At 44.4% G+C, this 16588-nt stretch carries 16 protein-coding genes and 1 pseudogene; 4 read left to right on the forward strand and 13 right to left on the reverse strand.

Features of this window, described 5'->3' with window-relative positions; all coding sequences use genetic code 11:
• Positions 1 to 19: 19 nt before the first annotated feature.
• The 7 genes from rpsJ to MmiHf6_RS03930 all read right to left on the reverse strand — a co-directional run bounded on the left by rpsJ (position 20) and on the right by MmiHf6_RS03930 (position 6088).
• The gene (gene rpsJ, locus MmiHf6_RS03900; protein WP_133516761.1) at positions 20 to 328 is read right to left on the reverse strand and encodes a 30S ribosomal protein S10; all 309 of its coding nucleotides are present in this window, start codon (positions 326 to 328) and stop codon (positions 20 to 22) included.
• 40 nt (positions 329 to 368) lie between these two features.
• Positions 369 to 1643 (reverse strand): translation elongation factor EF-1 subunit alpha, encoded by a 1275-nt coding sequence (gene tuf / locus MmiHf6_RS03905; protein WP_316558396.1) that lies wholly within the window; start codon positions 1641 to 1643, stop codon positions 369 to 371.
• A 356-nt stretch (positions 1644 to 1999) separates the two neighbouring features.
• Positions 2000 to 4192: an elongation factor EF-2 gene (locus tag MmiHf6_RS03910; protein WP_316558397.1), complete on the reverse strand. Its 2193-nt coding sequence runs from the start codon at positions 4190 to 4192 to the stop codon at positions 2000 to 2002.
• 91 nt (positions 4193 to 4283) lie between these two features.
• Positions 4284 to 4847, reverse strand: a complete 564-nt coding sequence (locus tag MmiHf6_RS03915) for a 30S ribosomal protein S7 (protein ID WP_316558398.1) — start codon at positions 4845 to 4847, stop codon at positions 4284 to 4286.
• A gap of 5 nt (positions 4848 to 4852) precedes the next feature.
• Positions 4853 to 5281, reverse strand: a complete 429-nt coding sequence (locus MmiHf6_RS03920) for a 30S ribosomal protein S12 (RefSeq protein ID WP_316558399.1) — start codon at positions 5279 to 5281, stop codon at positions 4853 to 4855.
• 58 nt (positions 5282 to 5339) lie between these two features.
• Complete coding sequence (locus tag MmiHf6_RS03925) at positions 5340 to 5768, reverse strand: NusA-like transcription termination signal-binding factor (RefSeq protein ID WP_316558400.1); 429 nt, start codon at positions 5766 to 5768, stop codon at positions 5340 to 5342.
• Positions 5769 to 5794: 26 nt separating this feature from the next.
• Positions 5795 to 6088, reverse strand: a complete 294-nt coding sequence (locus MmiHf6_RS03930) for a 50S ribosomal protein L30e (protein ID WP_133516767.1) — start codon at positions 6086 to 6088, stop codon at positions 5795 to 5797.
• A 625-nt stretch (positions 6089 to 6713) separates the two neighbouring features.
• Between MmiHf6_RS03930 and MmiHf6_RS03935 the strand changes: the two genes are divergently transcribed.
• Both MmiHf6_RS03935 and MmiHf6_RS03940 read left to right on the forward strand, forming a co-directional pair.
• A complete protein-coding gene (locus tag MmiHf6_RS03935; protein ID WP_316558401.1) occupies positions 6714 to 7397 on the forward strand; it encodes a hypothetical protein in 684 nt (227 codons plus the stop codon).
• A 107-nt stretch (positions 7398 to 7504) separates the two neighbouring features.
• Entirely contained in the window at positions 7505 to 7942 is a 438-nt protein-coding gene (locus MmiHf6_RS03940; RefSeq protein ID WP_316558402.1) for a hypothetical protein, read from the forward strand.
• A 117-nt stretch (positions 7943 to 8059) separates the two neighbouring features.
• Here the strand turns inward: MmiHf6_RS03940 and MmiHf6_RS03945 are convergent, their stop codons facing one another.
• Both MmiHf6_RS03945 and MmiHf6_RS03950 read right to left on the reverse strand, forming a co-directional pair.
• Entirely contained in the window at positions 8060 to 8209 is a 150-nt protein-coding gene (locus MmiHf6_RS03945; protein ID WP_316558403.1) for a 30S ribosomal protein S27ae, read from the reverse strand.
• Between the two features lie 92 nt (positions 8210 to 8301).
• Positions 8302 to 8601, reverse strand: a pseudogene (locus tag MmiHf6_RS03950) (30S ribosomal protein S24e); the annotation flags it as partial.
• A 161-nt stretch (positions 8602 to 8762) separates the two neighbouring features.
• Here MmiHf6_RS03950 and MmiHf6_RS03955 point away from each other — a divergent pair.
• Entirely contained in the window at positions 8763 to 9026 is a 264-nt protein-coding gene (locus MmiHf6_RS03955) for a hypothetical protein (RefSeq protein WP_316558404.1), read from the forward strand.
• Positions 8924 to 9205 carry a hypothetical protein gene (locus tag MmiHf6_RS03960; RefSeq protein WP_316558405.1) on the forward strand — a complete coding sequence of 94 codons (282 nt, stop codon included), beginning with the start codon at positions 8924 to 8926 and terminating at the stop codon, positions 9203 to 9205. The genes MmiHf6_RS03955 and MmiHf6_RS03960 overlap by 103 nt, the downstream gene beginning before the upstream one ends.
• Before the next feature lie 43 nt (positions 9206 to 9248).
• Here the strand turns inward: MmiHf6_RS03960 and MmiHf6_RS03965 are convergent, their stop codons facing one another.
• From MmiHf6_RS03965 to cfbD, 4 genes are all read right to left on the reverse strand, one after another.
• Positions 9249 to 12314: an InlB B-repeat-containing protein gene (locus MmiHf6_RS03965; RefSeq protein ID WP_316558406.1), complete on the reverse strand. Its 3066-nt coding sequence runs from the start codon at positions 12312 to 12314 to the stop codon at positions 9249 to 9251.
• 475 nt (positions 12315 to 12789) lie between these two features.
• Positions 12790 to 14256 carry a Ni-sirohydrochlorin a,c-diamide synthase gene (gene cfbB, locus MmiHf6_RS03970; RefSeq protein WP_316558407.1) on the reverse strand — a complete coding sequence of 489 codons (1467 nt, stop codon included), beginning with the start codon at positions 14254 to 14256 and terminating at the stop codon, positions 12790 to 12792.
• 220 nt (positions 14257 to 14476) lie between these two features.
• Complete coding sequence (cfbC, locus tag MmiHf6_RS03975; protein WP_316558408.1) at positions 14477 to 15277, reverse strand: Ni-sirohydrochlorin a,c-diamide reductive cyclase ATP-dependent reductase subunit; 801 nt, start codon at positions 15275 to 15277, stop codon at positions 14477 to 14479.
• Positions 15274 to 16506, reverse strand: coding sequence for a Ni-sirohydrochlorin a,c-diamide reductive cyclase catalytic subunit (gene cfbD / locus MmiHf6_RS03980; protein ID WP_316558409.1), 1233 nt, complete (start codon positions 16504 to 16506; stop codon positions 15274 to 15276). The genes cfbC and cfbD overlap by 4 nt, the downstream gene beginning before the upstream one ends.
• Positions 16507 to 16588 lie beyond the last annotated feature (82 nt).

Here is a 16588-nt window from a genome sequence, read left to right on the forward strand (position 1 = left end):
AATGAGAAAAGTAAAAGAATTAATTTTCGAGAACAATCTCGATATTAATGTCTTTGGGTACTTGAATTCTCATCAATTGGCGAAGTGCACGTTCATCGGCTGCAAGGTCGATGAGTCTTTTGTGGACGCGCATTTCCCAGTGATCCCAGGTTGCAGTTCCGTCACCGCTCGGGCTTTTTCTTGTCGGAACGACCAATTTCTTGGTCGGGAGCGGAACAGGACCGGAAATGCTGACGCCGGTTCTTTCGGCGATCGCTTTGACCTGGTTGCAGACACTGTCAAGGTCTGTCGGGCTGATTCCCGATAATCTGATTCTTGCTTTTTGCATGGTTTGACTCTCCTAAAAAAAAGGAAATTAGGAAGAAAGATTACTCTTTCTTCTTAACGCTGAGACAAACACCTGCTGCAATGGTCATACCCATGTCACGGACAGCGAATCTGCCGAGCTGCGGGATTTCTTTTGCGGGTTCGATAACCAACGGCTTCATGGGTTTGAAAGTAACGATTGCTGCGTCACCTGCTTTAATGAAGGCGGGGTTTTCTTCTTTGGGCTGGCCGGTCTTCGGGTCGAGTTTTTTGTCGATAGACATAAACATACATGCGACCTGAGCGGTGTGGCTGTGGAAGACAGGGGTGTAGCCGACTGTGATTGCGGACGGGTGCTGAAGAACGACGATCTGACCTGTAAATTCGTCAGCAACGGAGGGTTCTTTGTCGCCTTTCGGACCGCAAACGTCTCCTCTTCTCACGTCATTTTTACCGATACCGCGAACGGACCATCCGATGTTGTCACCGGGGACAGCCTGCGGAATTTCTTCGTGGTGCATTTCAATGGACTTAACTTCGCCTGCTGCGCCGGAGGGCATGAAAACGACCTGGTCGCCTTTCTTCATGACACCTGTTTCAACACGGCCGACCGGAACTGTACCGATACCGGAGATGGTGTATGCATCTTCGACAGGGATTCTTAACGGAAGTGCTGTGGGCTTCTCGGGTTCTTTCAAGTTGTTGAGTGCCTGAATAACGGTCGGGCCTTTGTACCAGGGCGTGTTCGGACTTGCTTCTTTGAAGTTGTCGCCTTCGAATGCGGAGGTCGGAATGAACGGAATCTCGTCCGGCTTGAATCCGATCATCTTCAAGATGCCGGAAACCTGCTCGATAACATCTTTGTATTTGGCTTCGTCATATTTGACGGCATCCATTTTGTTAACGGCGACGATCAGCTGGTTGATGCCGAGTGTCTTGGAAAGGAAGATGTGTTCCTTTGTCTGTGCCATAACACCGTCTGTTGCGGAAACAACGAGAACGGCTGCGTCAGCCTGGGATGCGCCTGTGATCATGTTCTTAACGAAGTCTCTGTGACCCGGGCAGTCCACGACTGTGAAGTAATATTTGTCGGTGTCGAATCTCTTGTGAGCAATGTCGATTGTGATACCTCTCTCTCTTTCTTCTTTGAGTGAGTCCATAACCCATGCGAATGCGAAGGATTCTTTACCTTTCAATTTTGCTTCTTCTTTGAATTTTTCGATGACGTGGGGCGGAACTGCTCCGGTCTCGAACATTAATCTGCCGACGAATGTGGACTTGCCGTGGTCAATGTGACCGATGACGGCTAAGTTCATGTGGGGTTTCTCTGCTGCCATGTTAAATTTCTCCTTTAATTGTATGTAAATACGGGATTTTTAATTTTATTATTTATTAAATCATCTCGGATGATCATGAAAATCGGTGCCACCGAATTGTGATAATTGTAACGGCTCATGAAAAACGTAAAGATTTTCCGATTACTGAATAACATTTCAATATTAAACCGTTTCGCCAAATCCTCTGCTTCAGCGGGCATTGCGAAGTAGTCTCTAATAAACGCTCTTATATATAAAAAGATATGGTCGCCGACTGATTTCGGCAACTTTCCTTTATATACCAAGGCGTTTATTTTCGACAAATTTCCTGCATTTTTTCCGATTTTCTTATATTTTTTGAGTATAAATGATTCAAATTACATATCCAAGAAGTCGGATGCTTTCGGAAGTTCTTTCTTCAAGCCCTTTCTTTCTCTGATCTTTGCAACGACTTCGGGAGCGAGGTTGTTCGGAACGGTTTCAAAGCCGCCGAATTCGGTGCTCCACATTGCGCGGCCTTCTGTTGCCGAGCGGATGTCGCCTGCAAATCCGAAAAGTTCGGACACAGGTGCGCGGGACTCAATGATCGTCAAGTCGCCTTCACTCTGCATGTCAATGATGCTGCCGCGTCTGCCCTGAATTTCTTTTGTCGCGCCGCCCAAATTGTTCTGGGGGACCTGAATGAAGACTTTCTGATACGGTTCAAGCAACGAGTCTTCTGCCATGAGCATAGCCGCTTGGATTGCCTGGCGTGATGCCGGAATAACCTGCGCGGGACCTCTGTGAATTGCGTCTTCGTGGAGCTTTGCGTCACGGAGAACGACCTTGACGTGAGAAACAGGTTCTCTTGCGAGCGGTCCTGCTTTCATGACTTCTTCAAAACCGTCCAAAACCAATTCCATGGTTTCATTGAGGTACTGAATACCTTTTGTCATGTCAAGATAGATGTTATTGCCGTAGATTGCAGCGATGCTCTTTGCTTCGTCTTTGTCCATTCCGGCTGCCATCAATTTTTCACGTCTTTCGAGTTCTTCCATTCTCATGGAGATTTCGCCTTCGCGAATCAAATTGACGATGTTTTCATCCAAAGGCATGACATCAATGTAGAAGCGGTTGTGTCTGTTGGGTGATTTACCTTCAACATTTTCAACTTTCTTTTTGATGGTTTCACGGTAAACGACAATCGGCGGGTTGGTAATGATTTCAACACCTTTGTCACGCTCGATTCTGTGAGCGATAACTTCGAGGTGAAGCTCACCCATGCCGGCCATCAAGTGTTCACCGGTTTCTTCATCCAAAGTGATCTGAAGCGTCGGGTCTTCTTTTGCGACCTGTCTGAGAACTTCAACCAACTTCGGAAGGTCTTTGGTGTGCTTGGCTTCAACGGAAACGGTGATAACCGGTTCACTGACGTGTCTGATGCTTTCAAACGGCGTCATGCCTTCAAGCGTTGTGATGGTAGAACCGACGATCGCTTCTTTCAAACCTGTAACGGCTGCGATGTTTCCTGCCGGAATGTTTTCCACTTCAAGTCTTTCCGGACCCATGAAAATACTGACCTGCTGGATTCTGCTCTTCTTAGCGGAACCGGAAGTGTAAACTTCCAAACCGCGGGTGAGCGTACCGCTGAAAAGTCTGCCTGTTGCGACTTCACCGGCGTGCGGATCCATTGAAATATCAGTAACCATGAATGCGAGGTCGCCTTTCGGGTCTGCTTCGTTCATTGACTTTCCGATCGGAGAATCCTTGTCGCCGTGCCAGATCGCTTTTACTCTTTCTTTTTGAGCGTTGACCGGGTTGGGCAAGTGACTGATAACCATATCGTTCAATGTTTCGTGAAGCGGGCATTTCTGCGCTAATGTTTTCATGTCACCGTTTGTACAGTAATTATAAACATCGCCGAAAGAGATGCCTGTTTTCTGCATCATCGGAACGCTGATTGCCCAGTTGTAGAGAGCGGAGCCGAATGCGACACTGCCGTTTGCAGCGTCAACACGCCAGCCCTGCTTGTACCTTTCGGGGTTCATGTTTTTGATGAGCTTGTTCACGTGGTCAATGAGTTTGCCGAGGCGGACCTGCATTTCCTGCGGGTCGACCTGAAGTTCATTGATCAAACGGTCGACTTTGTTGATGAACAAAACCGGACGGACATATTCTCTGAGAGCCTGTCTGAGAACGGTTTCTGTCTGGGGCATCGTTCCTTCGACAGCATCAACGACGACAACGGCACCGTCAACGGCGCGCATTGCGCGTGTCACGTCACCGCCGAAGTCAACGTGACCCGGCGTGTCGATAAGGTTGATGAGGTATTCTTTTCCGTCGTAGGAGTGGACCATTGAAACGTTTGAAGCGTCAATCGTGATACCGCGAGCCTGTTCTTCTTCGTCGGAGTCCATGAACATCTGTTTTCCGGCGAGTTCGGAAGAAATCATTCCTGCGCCGCCGAGCAAGTTGTCGGAGAGCGTTGTTTTACCGTGGTCGATGTGAGCGACGATACCGATGTTGCGAATCATTTCGGGATTGCCCATAAGAGCCGTCACGCGCTCAACCATTTGTTTTCTTTTTCCCATAATCCTGACCTTTGTCTATTATTAGTTATTAGATGAAAATTCGGCTTTTTCTTGGGTTCCTGAAAAAGCCTGAAAAAGGAAGACTTTACGATTAACGGGCTGCTTTTGCAACACGCTCTTTGGCATCTTTTCTGCTGATAGAGAATGCTTTGGAGTCTGCGTTGGAAGCTGCGATGAGTTCCGTTGCGAGGCAGTCTGCGACAGAGCGCTTGGATTTGAAAGCGGCCTGGCGTGTGCCGACGCAGATGTAGCGAAGTGCAGTGTCAACGCGTCTCTGGGGAGCGGTGTCGACTGCTTTCGGAACAGAGATGCCGCCGTATTTCAAACGAACGACTTCTTCTCTCGGACCTGCGTTTGCAATGGCGTCGACCAACACTTGAATCGGGTTTTTGCCGGTCTTCTTGCTGATGACATCAAAAGCTTCATCAACGGTTCTCATTGCGACCTGCTTTTTGCCGGTGTTGGATTCGGATCTCATCAAATTGTTGACGAGTCTTTCAACGATTGAGATATCGGATTTGTGGAACTGCTGTCTTGCGTGCTTTCCGCTTGAGTGGGGCACTGTGACTGCTTTTAAACAAACGTATTTTTTAATTCCGGGGTCGGTCACTTCAACTTCTGAGAGATCCCACTTGCCGAACATTTTTGCATCCATTGATCTCATCTCCTCGGTTTTTCCATTCTTCCGATAACCATCTGCTGGAGCGGAACGTTGTTGACTGCGATCACTTTGTAACGGACGCCGGGAATATCACCCATTGCACCGCCCATGCGGCCGCCGATTCTTTCAACCGTCACTTCGTCGTGTTCGTCGATGAAGTTGATGGCGCCGTCTCCGGGGCAGAATGCCGATACTTGTCTTCCGTTCTTGATTAACTGAATACGGACACATTTACGGATCGCAGAGTTGGGCTGCTTAGCTTCAACACCGATCTTTTCAAGAACGATGCCGCGGCCCTGAGGAGATCCTCCGAGCGGGTCGGCTTTTGCGTTCAAACCGAGCATGCGTCTGTTGTATTCGTGGTCTTTCCATCTGGCCTTCAATCTTTGTTTCTTTAAGATTTGGCCTGCATAGTTTCCATTTGTCATAGTTTAGTCTCCGATTAATTTTGAGTGATAAACCTTGGATTTACGAGGATTATTTGTATTATTTGAGAATCACGTCGTCAATATTGTGGTGTCTTTCCGCCAGCAATTTGACTTTTGCGATATTTTTGCCGTTCTTTCCGATTGCAAGTCCCTTATCTTTTGCGGCGACTTCAACTTCGGCCACTTTTTTGTCATTGACTTCTTTGAAAGTGACTGCTTTGATTGTAATCACGGAGCCGAAAATATTTTTGATAAAGGTTGCCGGATCGTCGGAATACTCCACGAGCTCGATGGGCTTATCAATTGCTTTTTTGGCGCGGTTGATATTTTCTCCGCCTTTTCCGATTGCAAGACCCATTTCGCCTTGTTGGATGACATTGATAATTCGGTCACTTTCCACAATACAGTCGAGAACTTTGGCGCTTGTGATGTCTTCAAAGCGTGCGATGTATTGCATTTCTTCAAAAGTGATTTTGATGCCGCTCATGGATAATCCTCTTAATAATCATAAATTCAGGCGTCGGCCAGTGACAAGATGTCAGATTCGCCGGCATCCAAGATTGCCATTGCGGCGATGATGAAGGGTTTACCGCAGACCGGTCCGAGTTCTCTGCTTGTTCCGTCATAAACGTAGACCGGAACGTTGGACGATTCAATTTGCTTTTTAGTGTCTTCCGGACAGTTCTTTGCCAAGATGATGATCTTCGCGTCGCCGGAAGCGGAAAGCTCAATCGCTTTTTTGGAGCCGATGACGACTTTACCGGTCTTCACGGCTTTGATCAATGCTTTATCGATATTGATATCCATTTTCTGTACCTCAAATCCTTGAGTGGCTTTACAAAATTGCGAATAAACGGCAGCGGAATCCGTAAAAATTAAGAGATTCGCCCTGTGAAATCTGTGAAATAACAGACTGCCGTCTTTATAAAAAAGTCACTGACAGGGTCATAGACTTTACAAACCCGAAAAGGTCTGTTTCTCCCCGATTTTGCCAATCACGCCCGATGCTTAAATTTACGAAAAAATTATCCTGCACCGCGCGCTTCTCGAAATATGATTCAAGAAACGGCGCAAAACCGGTTCACAATCTATAAAGAATACCGCAAAGATACTGTTTTTGTATATAAAGGTTTTTAAAAAGAAACGGATTTCCAAATTTGATTCAAATATTTATTCGTGTCGTTTTAATTTATTTCAATTCATTTCAATTCAATTCATTTCATTTCAATTCATTTCAATTCGATTTATTTCAAATTTATATTATACAATAGTTATACAATGGAAAAATTTAAAAACTGTTATATTGTATGGAATAATTCGCAAATATGTGTGCCAAAAACCCTGCACATCCTTTTTCGAGAATTTAAACTGAATTGAACGCTTTTGAAAAATATTCAAAACGCGTATTTCAACATACAGGAAGTGTAAAATTATGAAAAAAATCGCATGCATATTAGCGGCGGCATTGATTTTAAGCTGCATGGTTTTTCCGGCAGCAGCCGCGGATGAAATGAGAACAGTATCCCCAAAAACAATCAGCTTTGAAGAATATTCAAAGATTGCAACACCCGAAGATGTAAAAAACATGGAAAAAATGGCAGAGGTATTTGAAAAATACAACATTGAATATGTGATTTACGAACCGGCAAGTCCCGATTCAGACAAATATGAAGGGTTTATTGAAATAAATGATCCCGCCGAATTAGAGAGGTTAATTAATGAATATTCGGCATCCGCCACAAGAGCAACGGATAATTATTACAGAGAATACACATTCCGCCCGAACGGCAGCTTTCACTACAATTTAAGCCAACCCATGCCTGTTGTCGGCGGAACGATCATAAACAGAAATGCGAATGTGCCGTATTCCTATGCATATTATTCGAACGGAACACCTTATTTCTCTTCATTAAACACCAACAGCATTACCTCATGGATATCGTCTCCGTTTTTCTCATACTCACAAAAAGCTGCCCATTGGACTCCGAACAGCAACAAAACTTCAGGTGACGTCAGAATTCTCGGCGTATTGACATTGGGAGCAGTTTTAAACGGATATCCGGTCGGGTTTACATTTGATTCGGATTGGCAATACAAAATGACATTGGTTAAATAATAGCTGAAAATAAAGCTAAAAATAAAACTGACAAAACTGGAAATAAAATTGAAATTATGTTTTCCGATTCTTTTCGGAAAACGTTTATTTTTTACGGAGATCAGAAAATGAATTCATATGAAAACGCGGTCGCACTCGGGTGGATAATGATTATCATCGGTTTTTTCGGTGCGCTTGTTTCAAATTATAATTTTTATACGATATTCTTGCTGCCGATATTTCTCCTGATCATTCTTTGCGGAATGATTGTGTGGTATTACGCCGTGAAAGGAAGAAAAAACAAACCTGCTAAAATATGGTCAGCCCCCCAAACATTATCGGAGATGGGCGGTATAGTCGCTGTCGGAAACATCATACTGTGGCTTGTTATAATGGCATTAAGAATAATAATTACGGCAGACAGCACAGGATCATGGGTATTCGCATTTGCCTTCCTTGCGTTTACACTTTTCATTTACATCATATTCGGTGTTTTCTATATCGTACTCGGAATGAAAATTAAAAAAGCAAATGAAAATGCCGAGAAAGAGATGAATCTCGTATAAAAAACATATGAAAAAAATCAAAAATATAAAAGAGGAACTGAAAACGTTTTTTCAGTTCAATTTTCATTTAAAAAATAAATAAATAAATAAAAATATTAAAAATAATTTTTAAAAAAATCAGTTTTTAAATTCTGTGTATCCGCATTTGCCGCATGCGTTTCTGTTCTTGTGTTCGGACAAGAAAACGCCGGGACCGCATTTCGGACAGAATTTGTTGACGCGGATGACTTTATCGCCTTCGACTTTGTAGTAATCTTTCACTGCCATGTCACTCACTCCGCTGCCTCTTCTGCTGCGTCAGCTTCTGCCGGCTCGGCTTCTGCTTCTTCGGCTGCATCTTCTGTTGCTTCTTCTGCCGGTTCTTCTTCGACGACAGGTTCTTCGGGCATTGTGTTTCTCAAAAGAATGTGTTCGGCTTCGATTTGCTTCATGCGTTCTTCGGATTCATACACTTTTGCGTATCCTTTAACAAGCTGGTGACCGTATTCGGACTCCATTTTCTGAACCAAAATCAAATTCACATCTTTGTTCAAAAGAGCTGCGAGTTTTTTTCTGACATCTGCGCGTGACGGAGTCGGACCTTCATATTCAACTGTGAAATCCAGTTCCTTCCGATTTAATAATTTGTGATCTACGTCTTTAACGATTTTAATTTCCATAATAGTGCCTCCGAGTGTCAGTTCGATGACCGATTTTCGGATATAACGGGTCAAAAAGGTCATCATCGGTTATAACCTTTGTGTTAAAGATTTGCTCAAATTTTGTTCGTGACCGACCTTCGGTCGGCCTCTCACAAAATTTTATGGGCGGGGGGAGGGCGGTGTTTGTAAAAAATTGCTTCGCAATTTTTCAGGCTTCGCCTGTTTGCAGTGGGAGTCAGGTTTATGTTTCCGAGCGGAGTCAGGTTTATGTTTCCGCGTGGGAGTCAGGTTTATGTTTCCGTGCGGAGTCAGGTTTATGTTTCCGTGTGGAGTCAGGTTTATGTTTCCGTGTGGAGTCAGGTTTATGTTTCCGCGTGGGAGTCAGGTTTATGTTTCCGAGCGGAGTCAGGTTTATGTTTCCGCGTGGAGGGCGGTGTTTATGAAAAAATCGCGAAGCGATTTTTTCGCAAAAGGTCGCCGCCGCGCGAGCCGCTTCACTTTTCAAACAAATAAACAAAAACGACAACGACTTTATCAAACAAATGAATCAAAACCGACAAACAAGTTTATCAAAAAAATAAATAAAACAGACAACAGGATTAACAAAAAAGAACTAAAATAGAAAAAAGAAAAAAAAGAAATGAGAATCGTTTCCCATTTCTCAATCATTCATCTTCATCCTGCTTTCTGACATAAGCAAAGACGACGACTGCAATCGGGAAAATCCAAATCACAGGATTTCTCAAAACGAAATCACCCGGCAATGCGTTTTCGAAACCTTGGCCGGGCGCCACTTCTGAAGCAGCGGATCCGCCGTCATTGTCATCGTCATTCTCCGCGGCTGACGCAGAGCCGCTTCCGCCGCTACTGCCTTTATCAAGATTTTCAAAGTTGGCGTAAACCGTCAAATCTTTTTGAATCGTCACAGGCAGAGCATCCCAGCCGGTAAATCTGTATTTGAATTCACCGTATTCATCCGGAATGATGTCAACCGACGGGCGAACGGCAACAGGAATTGCCTGAACGCTGGCAGCGCCCTTCTCCACCTTGAATTCATACTGAGACGTGATCTGTCCTTTATGCAGGTCCGCATCGCGAATCACGAACGTGACCGTAAAGTATTGGACTTCTTCCCATGTCGCGTACAAAGTCGTGCCGCCGCTCGGAATCAAGAATCCGTCGCCGCAGCCGTAATCAGGCGTTGTTGCGCCGGGCGTTTCCGACCAGCCGGTCAAAGCATATCCGCTTCTTTTAAATGTCTGATTATCTCTCAAAGCGTAAGAGCGGTCCTCAATAACCGTATCCGTCAAGGTTTCTGACGAACCGTCATAATTTGCGTTGTAAACCAAACTGACCATAGAATCGGAATCGGCGTAAACCGCCTCAAAGTCGACATTTCCGTAGATTTTAATCGTCGACCCCGGATAATAAATCATACCCGTTTTATCCGCTTCCTGCCAGCCGGCCAAGATCATTGTGCCTTTCGTAAGCGCCGCATTTTGAACAGGCGCCAAAGCATTCACTTTGTAAGTTTCAGCATCTGTCGGAACATCGCCTGTTCCGCCGTTTTCATCGTAAACGACCTTGAATCCGGTTGTTTTGTACAAACCGTAAATTTCAACGTCCTTTTCAATGCCGACTGAAAAGTCGTACGGGACAACCAAGCCATTATTCAAAGTATGATACCAACCTTTGAAAACACCCAAATTCGGATAAGCCGTTCCGACTTCCAAGAAATACGGATTCGCATTTGTCGGTGCGATAACTGCATTTCCGAGCGCAACACCTTGGGAACCAAGTTCGGTTCCGCCGTTTTGATCATAAAATGTCGCCGTCACGCCTGCATGTTCCCACTTAGCGAATAATTCCAAGTTTCGATTCGGCATGGTCGAATTTTTCAAATCATAAGGTCTCTGATATTCGCGGTCTTCAAACCAGCCGACGAAGAGATAATCTTGACGAGTCGGATCGGCAGGCAAATAACTGCTCAGCGGCTCTTCAGACAAAATACCGGATTCGCTGTTGACCGAACTGCCGCCCATCGTATCAAATTCCAAACTGTACCTTTGGCGGTCATAGACCATATATTGTGTGAAATTCGTAGACGGAATCGCTTCCAATTCTTCAGTTGCAGGGTTGAATTGAAGAGCATTTGCTGTCAGAGCAGTTTTTCCTTCAATATATTTGGGCAAGAAAGCCGATCCGTTTGAAAGCGCAATTTGACTGTATTTGGTGCTGTTGATGTATAATTTACCGTTGTACTCAACATAATCAATTCCGGCGACCCCTTCTTTTCCCTCACCGGGAAGCGCTTCAAACAAATATTTCAAATCCGTATCGTTTCCGTTTGTAATCCAATAACCGTTGAGCGTGAATCCGGTTTCGGATCGGTTTCCGTATGTCGCGTCCGGCAGCATTTCCGCCGTTACGATCTGCCTTTTAGAAACCCAAACCGTATAACTGGACGTATTTGTCTCTGCATTTAATCCGAGCGGGATCAGCCATCCTTGGAAAGCAGATGTACCGCTGTGAGTAATGCTGAAATTATCATTCCCGTTGACCGGCCAAATATCTTCAATGTCCATGCCGAGTTTGATTTGAATTGAATACTGATCACCCTGATTCACGGAGTAAGTATATGTTTTTGCAAGTGAATTGCTGCGATCTTCCATTTCGGCATAGCTGTTGTTCAAGTTAAAGTATAATGTGTAAACTTTGTTTGTATAGTAAACATTCACCGAAGTCGTTCCGTCACCTTCAATAACGGCGGGAACCGAACGGTAAAACTCACGGTGTTCAGGAATATAATATGAATAATCCGAATTCATATCAGATTCATTGACTTCAAAAGTTGAACCGGCAGACGCCCAAGTCACAACAGAGTCATGATAAACGTAGTTCTTCGTATCTGTTTTGTCAAACTGGAGCGGCAGATTATCTTTTTCTTTCCAAATGATGATTTTAACTTCCGGTTTGTTGACATCGTCGGACTTCCAAATTGCGTACAGAGTGAGAGATTCAGTGACAGGTGCCGAAAAGTCATAAGCTTCCCCGGAGCTGTTCGGATCGGCATCCATCTTTTTGCTCCAAAAAGCAAAGACATATCCGTCGCGCGCCGGTGCTGTCGGCTCATCTGCATAGTCATCTTTGGCGACAAGCTGATTGTCAACAGGCGTTCCTTTCATTGAGTTGAAATAGATATAATAGGAATTGTCGTAAATCGGCCTTAAGACGATGTTGCTGTTGACAGTCAGACTGAAATCGTATATGTCATAGGTGTTGTCAATGACCCAATAAACAAAGACGTCATTGGTTCCGCTCGGGGGCGCTTCAGGAGGAACGACAAAATCATCCGCTTCCACGAGCTGAGTGTAGAAAATATCGCCGTCGGAATCTTTAAAGGAAATCAAATGTTTGTCGGAATATTGAGCGAACAAATTCAAATTTCCCGTAACGGGCGTTGAAAAATCATATAATTGATCTGCGCCGTTTATTTCTTTAGACCATCCGATAAATGAAACCATTCCTGCGGGGACGGCAGGCGCAATCGGCACTGAAGCAGTTTCCCCAACGTTAACTGTTTCCGTGTCGTATGTTTTGCTGTCCGCATAAAATGTAACGGTTGCGGTTGATCCGCCGGCCAATGCCGGAATCGGTACAACGCTTAAAATCATGACTGCTAATAAAAACAGACTGATGACTGTTTTGAAAGTTCTCGTTTTCGTTTTCATAAATTAATATTCCATTCCTGTATTACGTGAATATTCGATAGTAAAAATGAAATTTATAGATAAACTATGTTAATAGGAAGAATTATTATTGAGTTTAAACTATATAAGTATTATGTAAAATAAAAAATATACATAAAATATAATAATTGTGCGGCCGCAGCACACCCCATTGAGAAAGTGAAACAAAAGAGTTCATCTGATGATGTTTTCATTCACAGACATTTTAAGATATAATAATAATATTGAAAATGTTGGAGATTAAACTTAAAAATAAAAAAGCTGAAAAATAAAAAAGCTGAAAAATAAAAAAGTTGAAAAATAAAAAAGCTGAAAAATAAAAAAGCTGAAAAATAAAAAAGTTGAAAGCGTTAAAAGTAAAATGTCAAATAATTAAAAAAAATTAAAATGTGATTTAAAACTGTAAAAACAAAATAAGAAAGATTATTTGAAAATCAATAAAAATTTATTTCAAAATTTATTCTTTTAACATTTTCTGATATTTTCTTGCGCTTTTGACAAAATCTTTTGCGAAATCCGCATAGGACGCGCCGTGATAATGAACGTAAGTTCCGATCGTGTTCTTGACAATCATCCCGTCTTTTTTATCAATAATTCCGATGCCGCGCGTAATATCAATCGTAAATTCGATGTCATCGGAAATATCTTCCAAAATCGAATGATGAAATTCGTGAGCGATAAACTTGTTTCCGGCTTTTCCGATCGGCGTATCTTTTTCAAAAACACCGTTCGTATAAGTAACAACCCGCTTGCCGCTTCCGTAAACGGTGCTGCAGTCAAAAATACCGACCATCTTAAAAGAAACATCAGGTGAACCGGTTTTTTTAATCGTCATTTCTTTCGTCAAATAATTCATGCCGGCCGATTCCGCAAAAATCGGCATTCCTGCCGCCGACGCTTTTTGAATCGCTTCTTTCATGGATTTGTTTAAAGAAAGTTCCGACGCGTAAATTTCAGGCGTGCCGCCGCCGATGTAAAGCGCGTCAACATCGGGAAGTTTGGAATCGTAAATCGGGCTGAAAAGTTCGATTTCAGCGCCCTCGGCCTGAAGCAGATCCATATTGTCGGGATAATAAAAATTAAAAGCATCATCAAAAGCCACGCCGATTTTCGGCGGAATTTCATCAGAAACTTCCGCTTCTTCAAAACGGCTTTTTGCAGGCGTTTCAATCGGCCCGGCCGTTTTTGCAATTTGAACCAATTTATCGAAGTCGACACTGTTTTTGACAGTCGTTTCAATCAATTTGATTCGATCGGCAAATCTGTCGTACGTTTTACGCCCTTCCGGAATCGGAATCAAACCGAGTTCGCGCATCCAAAAGTCAAGGTCGGGATTTCTGTAAACAACGCCGATGACCGGAATTCCCGTCGTGCTTTCAATCGCTGCAACCGCTTTGTCCGCGTGACGCTGACTTCCGACATTGTTTAAAATGACACCGGCAATATTGACATCGGGATCAAATGAAGCAAAACCCTTAATGAGCGCGGCGCATGAGCGCGTCATGCTGCGGGCGTTGATTACCATGATCACGGGACATTTCAGCATTTTTGAGATCTGCGCCGTGCTTCCCATATCGGTATCGGCATCCAAGCCTTCATACAAACCGCGAACGCCTTCAATCACGGCAATATCTGCCGGCACACCCTCGTTTTCAAGAGAGTCGCAGCCGTGCGTAAAAACGTCAAGGACACCGTCTTCGCCCATCAGATAGCCGTCTAAATTGCGGGAGCGGCGGCCAACAATTTCCGTGTGGTATTCGGGATCGATATAATCCAAAGCGACTTTAAACGGCTGAACAACATAGCCCTGCGCTTTCAGCGCCGCCATGATGCCCATTGAAATCGTCGTTTTCCCCGAAGAAGAGCGGTCGGCAGAGATGAGAACTCTCGGAATTTGTCGGTTGTCGGATGTTATTTTTGTCACTCCCGTATTTGAATTATCTCGGCAATTAAAAACTGATAATTAAGCCTCAATTAATTGAATTCATTATTGAATTTATTATTGAATTTATTATTGAATTTATTATTGAATCCATTATTGAATTCATAATTAAACATTAATTAAATACATTAATTAAATACAGTAATTAAATACAGTAATTATAATATTGTAAATATAATATTGTAAATTTGATTCGTTTTTATTAAGCGCTGTATTTCTTTGACAGTTCCCGAAGTTCGTCGTCATCGAGCGGCGTTGCTTTCACGCGCTCATCGTTGGCTAACAAATCTTCTGCCAATTGCTTGTAAACGCCGGCAATTTCGGATTCGGGCGCTTTTTCAAGAACCGAAAAGCCATCGCGCTCGCAGCTTTGAACGAGCGGATCTTTCGGGATATAACCGATGAGTTTGCTTCCGATTTTATCGGAAAACTCTTCCGCCAATTCTCTTTCGCGGTCGGCGTTTCTGGAATTGCAGATGACGCCGCCGAGATCCATTCCGATTTTATTAAAGCCGCGGCAAATATTGTTTGCGGCGTAAAGCGGCATGTATTCGCCCGATGTCAAAACATAAACTTCATTTACAAATCCTTTTTTGATCGGCGCAACAAAACCGCCGCAGACGACATCTCCCGGGACATCGTAAATAATCAAATCGTTGTCAAGGTATTCGGGATAAATCTTTTTCAGCGTTTCAATCGCGACAATAATTCCGCGCCCGGCACAGCCGACGCCCGGCTCGGGACCGCCGACTTCCATGCATTTGACGCCGCCGAATCCTTCAAAAATCACATCATCTTTTTGGACATTTTTCTTCTCTTTTAAAGTTTCAAGAACAGTCGGAATCCTTTTGCCGCCGAGAAGCGTAATGGATGAATCACTTTTCGGATCGCAGCCGATAAGCATCACCTTTTTGCCGTTCATCGCGCAGGCCGCCGCGATGTTGGAAGCCGTACTGGACTTTCCGATACCGCCTTTTCCGTAAATCGCAATGATCTTCTTCATTTTTTGTCCCCGGTTTCCGCTGCCGTACGGTTTGCCGCCGCGCTGTCTGCAGTGTCTGCTGCCATGTCTGTTGCCGCCGCGCTGCCTGCCGCGCTGCCTGCCGCTGCAATATCCGCTGCCGCAATATCTGCCGCAACCGCTCGAAGCGTGTCGCCGAATTCTGCCGGAACGATTTTTGTCACGCCGAGCGTCTGCGGATGAAGATCGATTTCCACCATCACGTGCTTGTGCCCCATGTCTTTGAGCGGCGCCACCTGTCTCGGGCCGTTTGTAATTGAAAAGAGTTCCGCGTCAGGAAACGCGTCCATCGGCAGCGCATGCGGAACGCCTGCAATGACTGCCGCGTCAAACCCGCCGTATTTGTTTAAGATCAAGTCTTTTACGATGTTGCCCGTGACGGCATATTCATCCAAGCCGCCGATGATTTCGTGAACGGGAATGCTTTGCTCGTCAAACGCTTTCATCACGTTGGCGGCGTGCTCTTTCACGCGCGGGAGACCGAGATTGAGATCTGTGTTTGAGAAAATCGTAATATTTTTTTCCATGCCGAAAAGTCTTGCCGTTTCGTAAAGCGCGATAATTTCATCGGCAAACATGTAAGCCGTTTCTTTTTTGGCGTTTAAGATGCCGGCAATTTTTTTGCCGCTTCGAATCAGTTCAATCAAACGCTCGGCAGCTTTGTATTTGATGTCGCCGCGTGACGGTTCCAAATAACCTTTGCTTGCGGCGCCGTGTCTGATTTCAACGTTGGTCGCCTCCGTCAAAAGTCTGCGCTGGCGCTCCAATTCTTCATCCGTGATCATACCGCATTCCATCGCGGGCTCCAGTACGGAAATGACGCCGTCGGTATTGTTGGCGTAGCCGGCGTGGGTTTCAACGCAAATGAATTCGATACCGTCAGGCATATTCATGGTGGAGTCGGCAAGCTCTTCACCGATGATCATGCTGGTGCAGGTGCCGACCAAAGCAATTGTTTTCGGATCGAACAATTCGATTGCTTTTTCAATCGTTTTCTCTAATTTGTCGCGTCCGCCGAAAACGAAATCATTTTCATCCATTGCGCTTGTCAAAACGCGGAGGCGGTCTTCTTCGAGCAGGCGAGCGTGTTTAAAAGAGCAGCCGGGCGGCCCGTGCAGAATCGCGACATCCACATTTAAATCGCGAAGTGTATAAAGCGAAGCCACAATCGAACTCGGCCTCGGATGAACAATCAGTTTTTCCTCTGTCATTTTTCTACCTTTAATAATCAAATAAATAATCAAATCCAATTTCAATTCTCTGAAATTTAATTAATCTAAAACTCGATTAATC

The organism is Methanimicrococcus hongohii (genome assembly GCF_032594095.1).
Lineage (GTDB): Archaea > Halobacteriota > Methanosarcinia > Methanosarcinales > Methanosarcinaceae > Methanimicrococcus > Methanimicrococcus hongohii.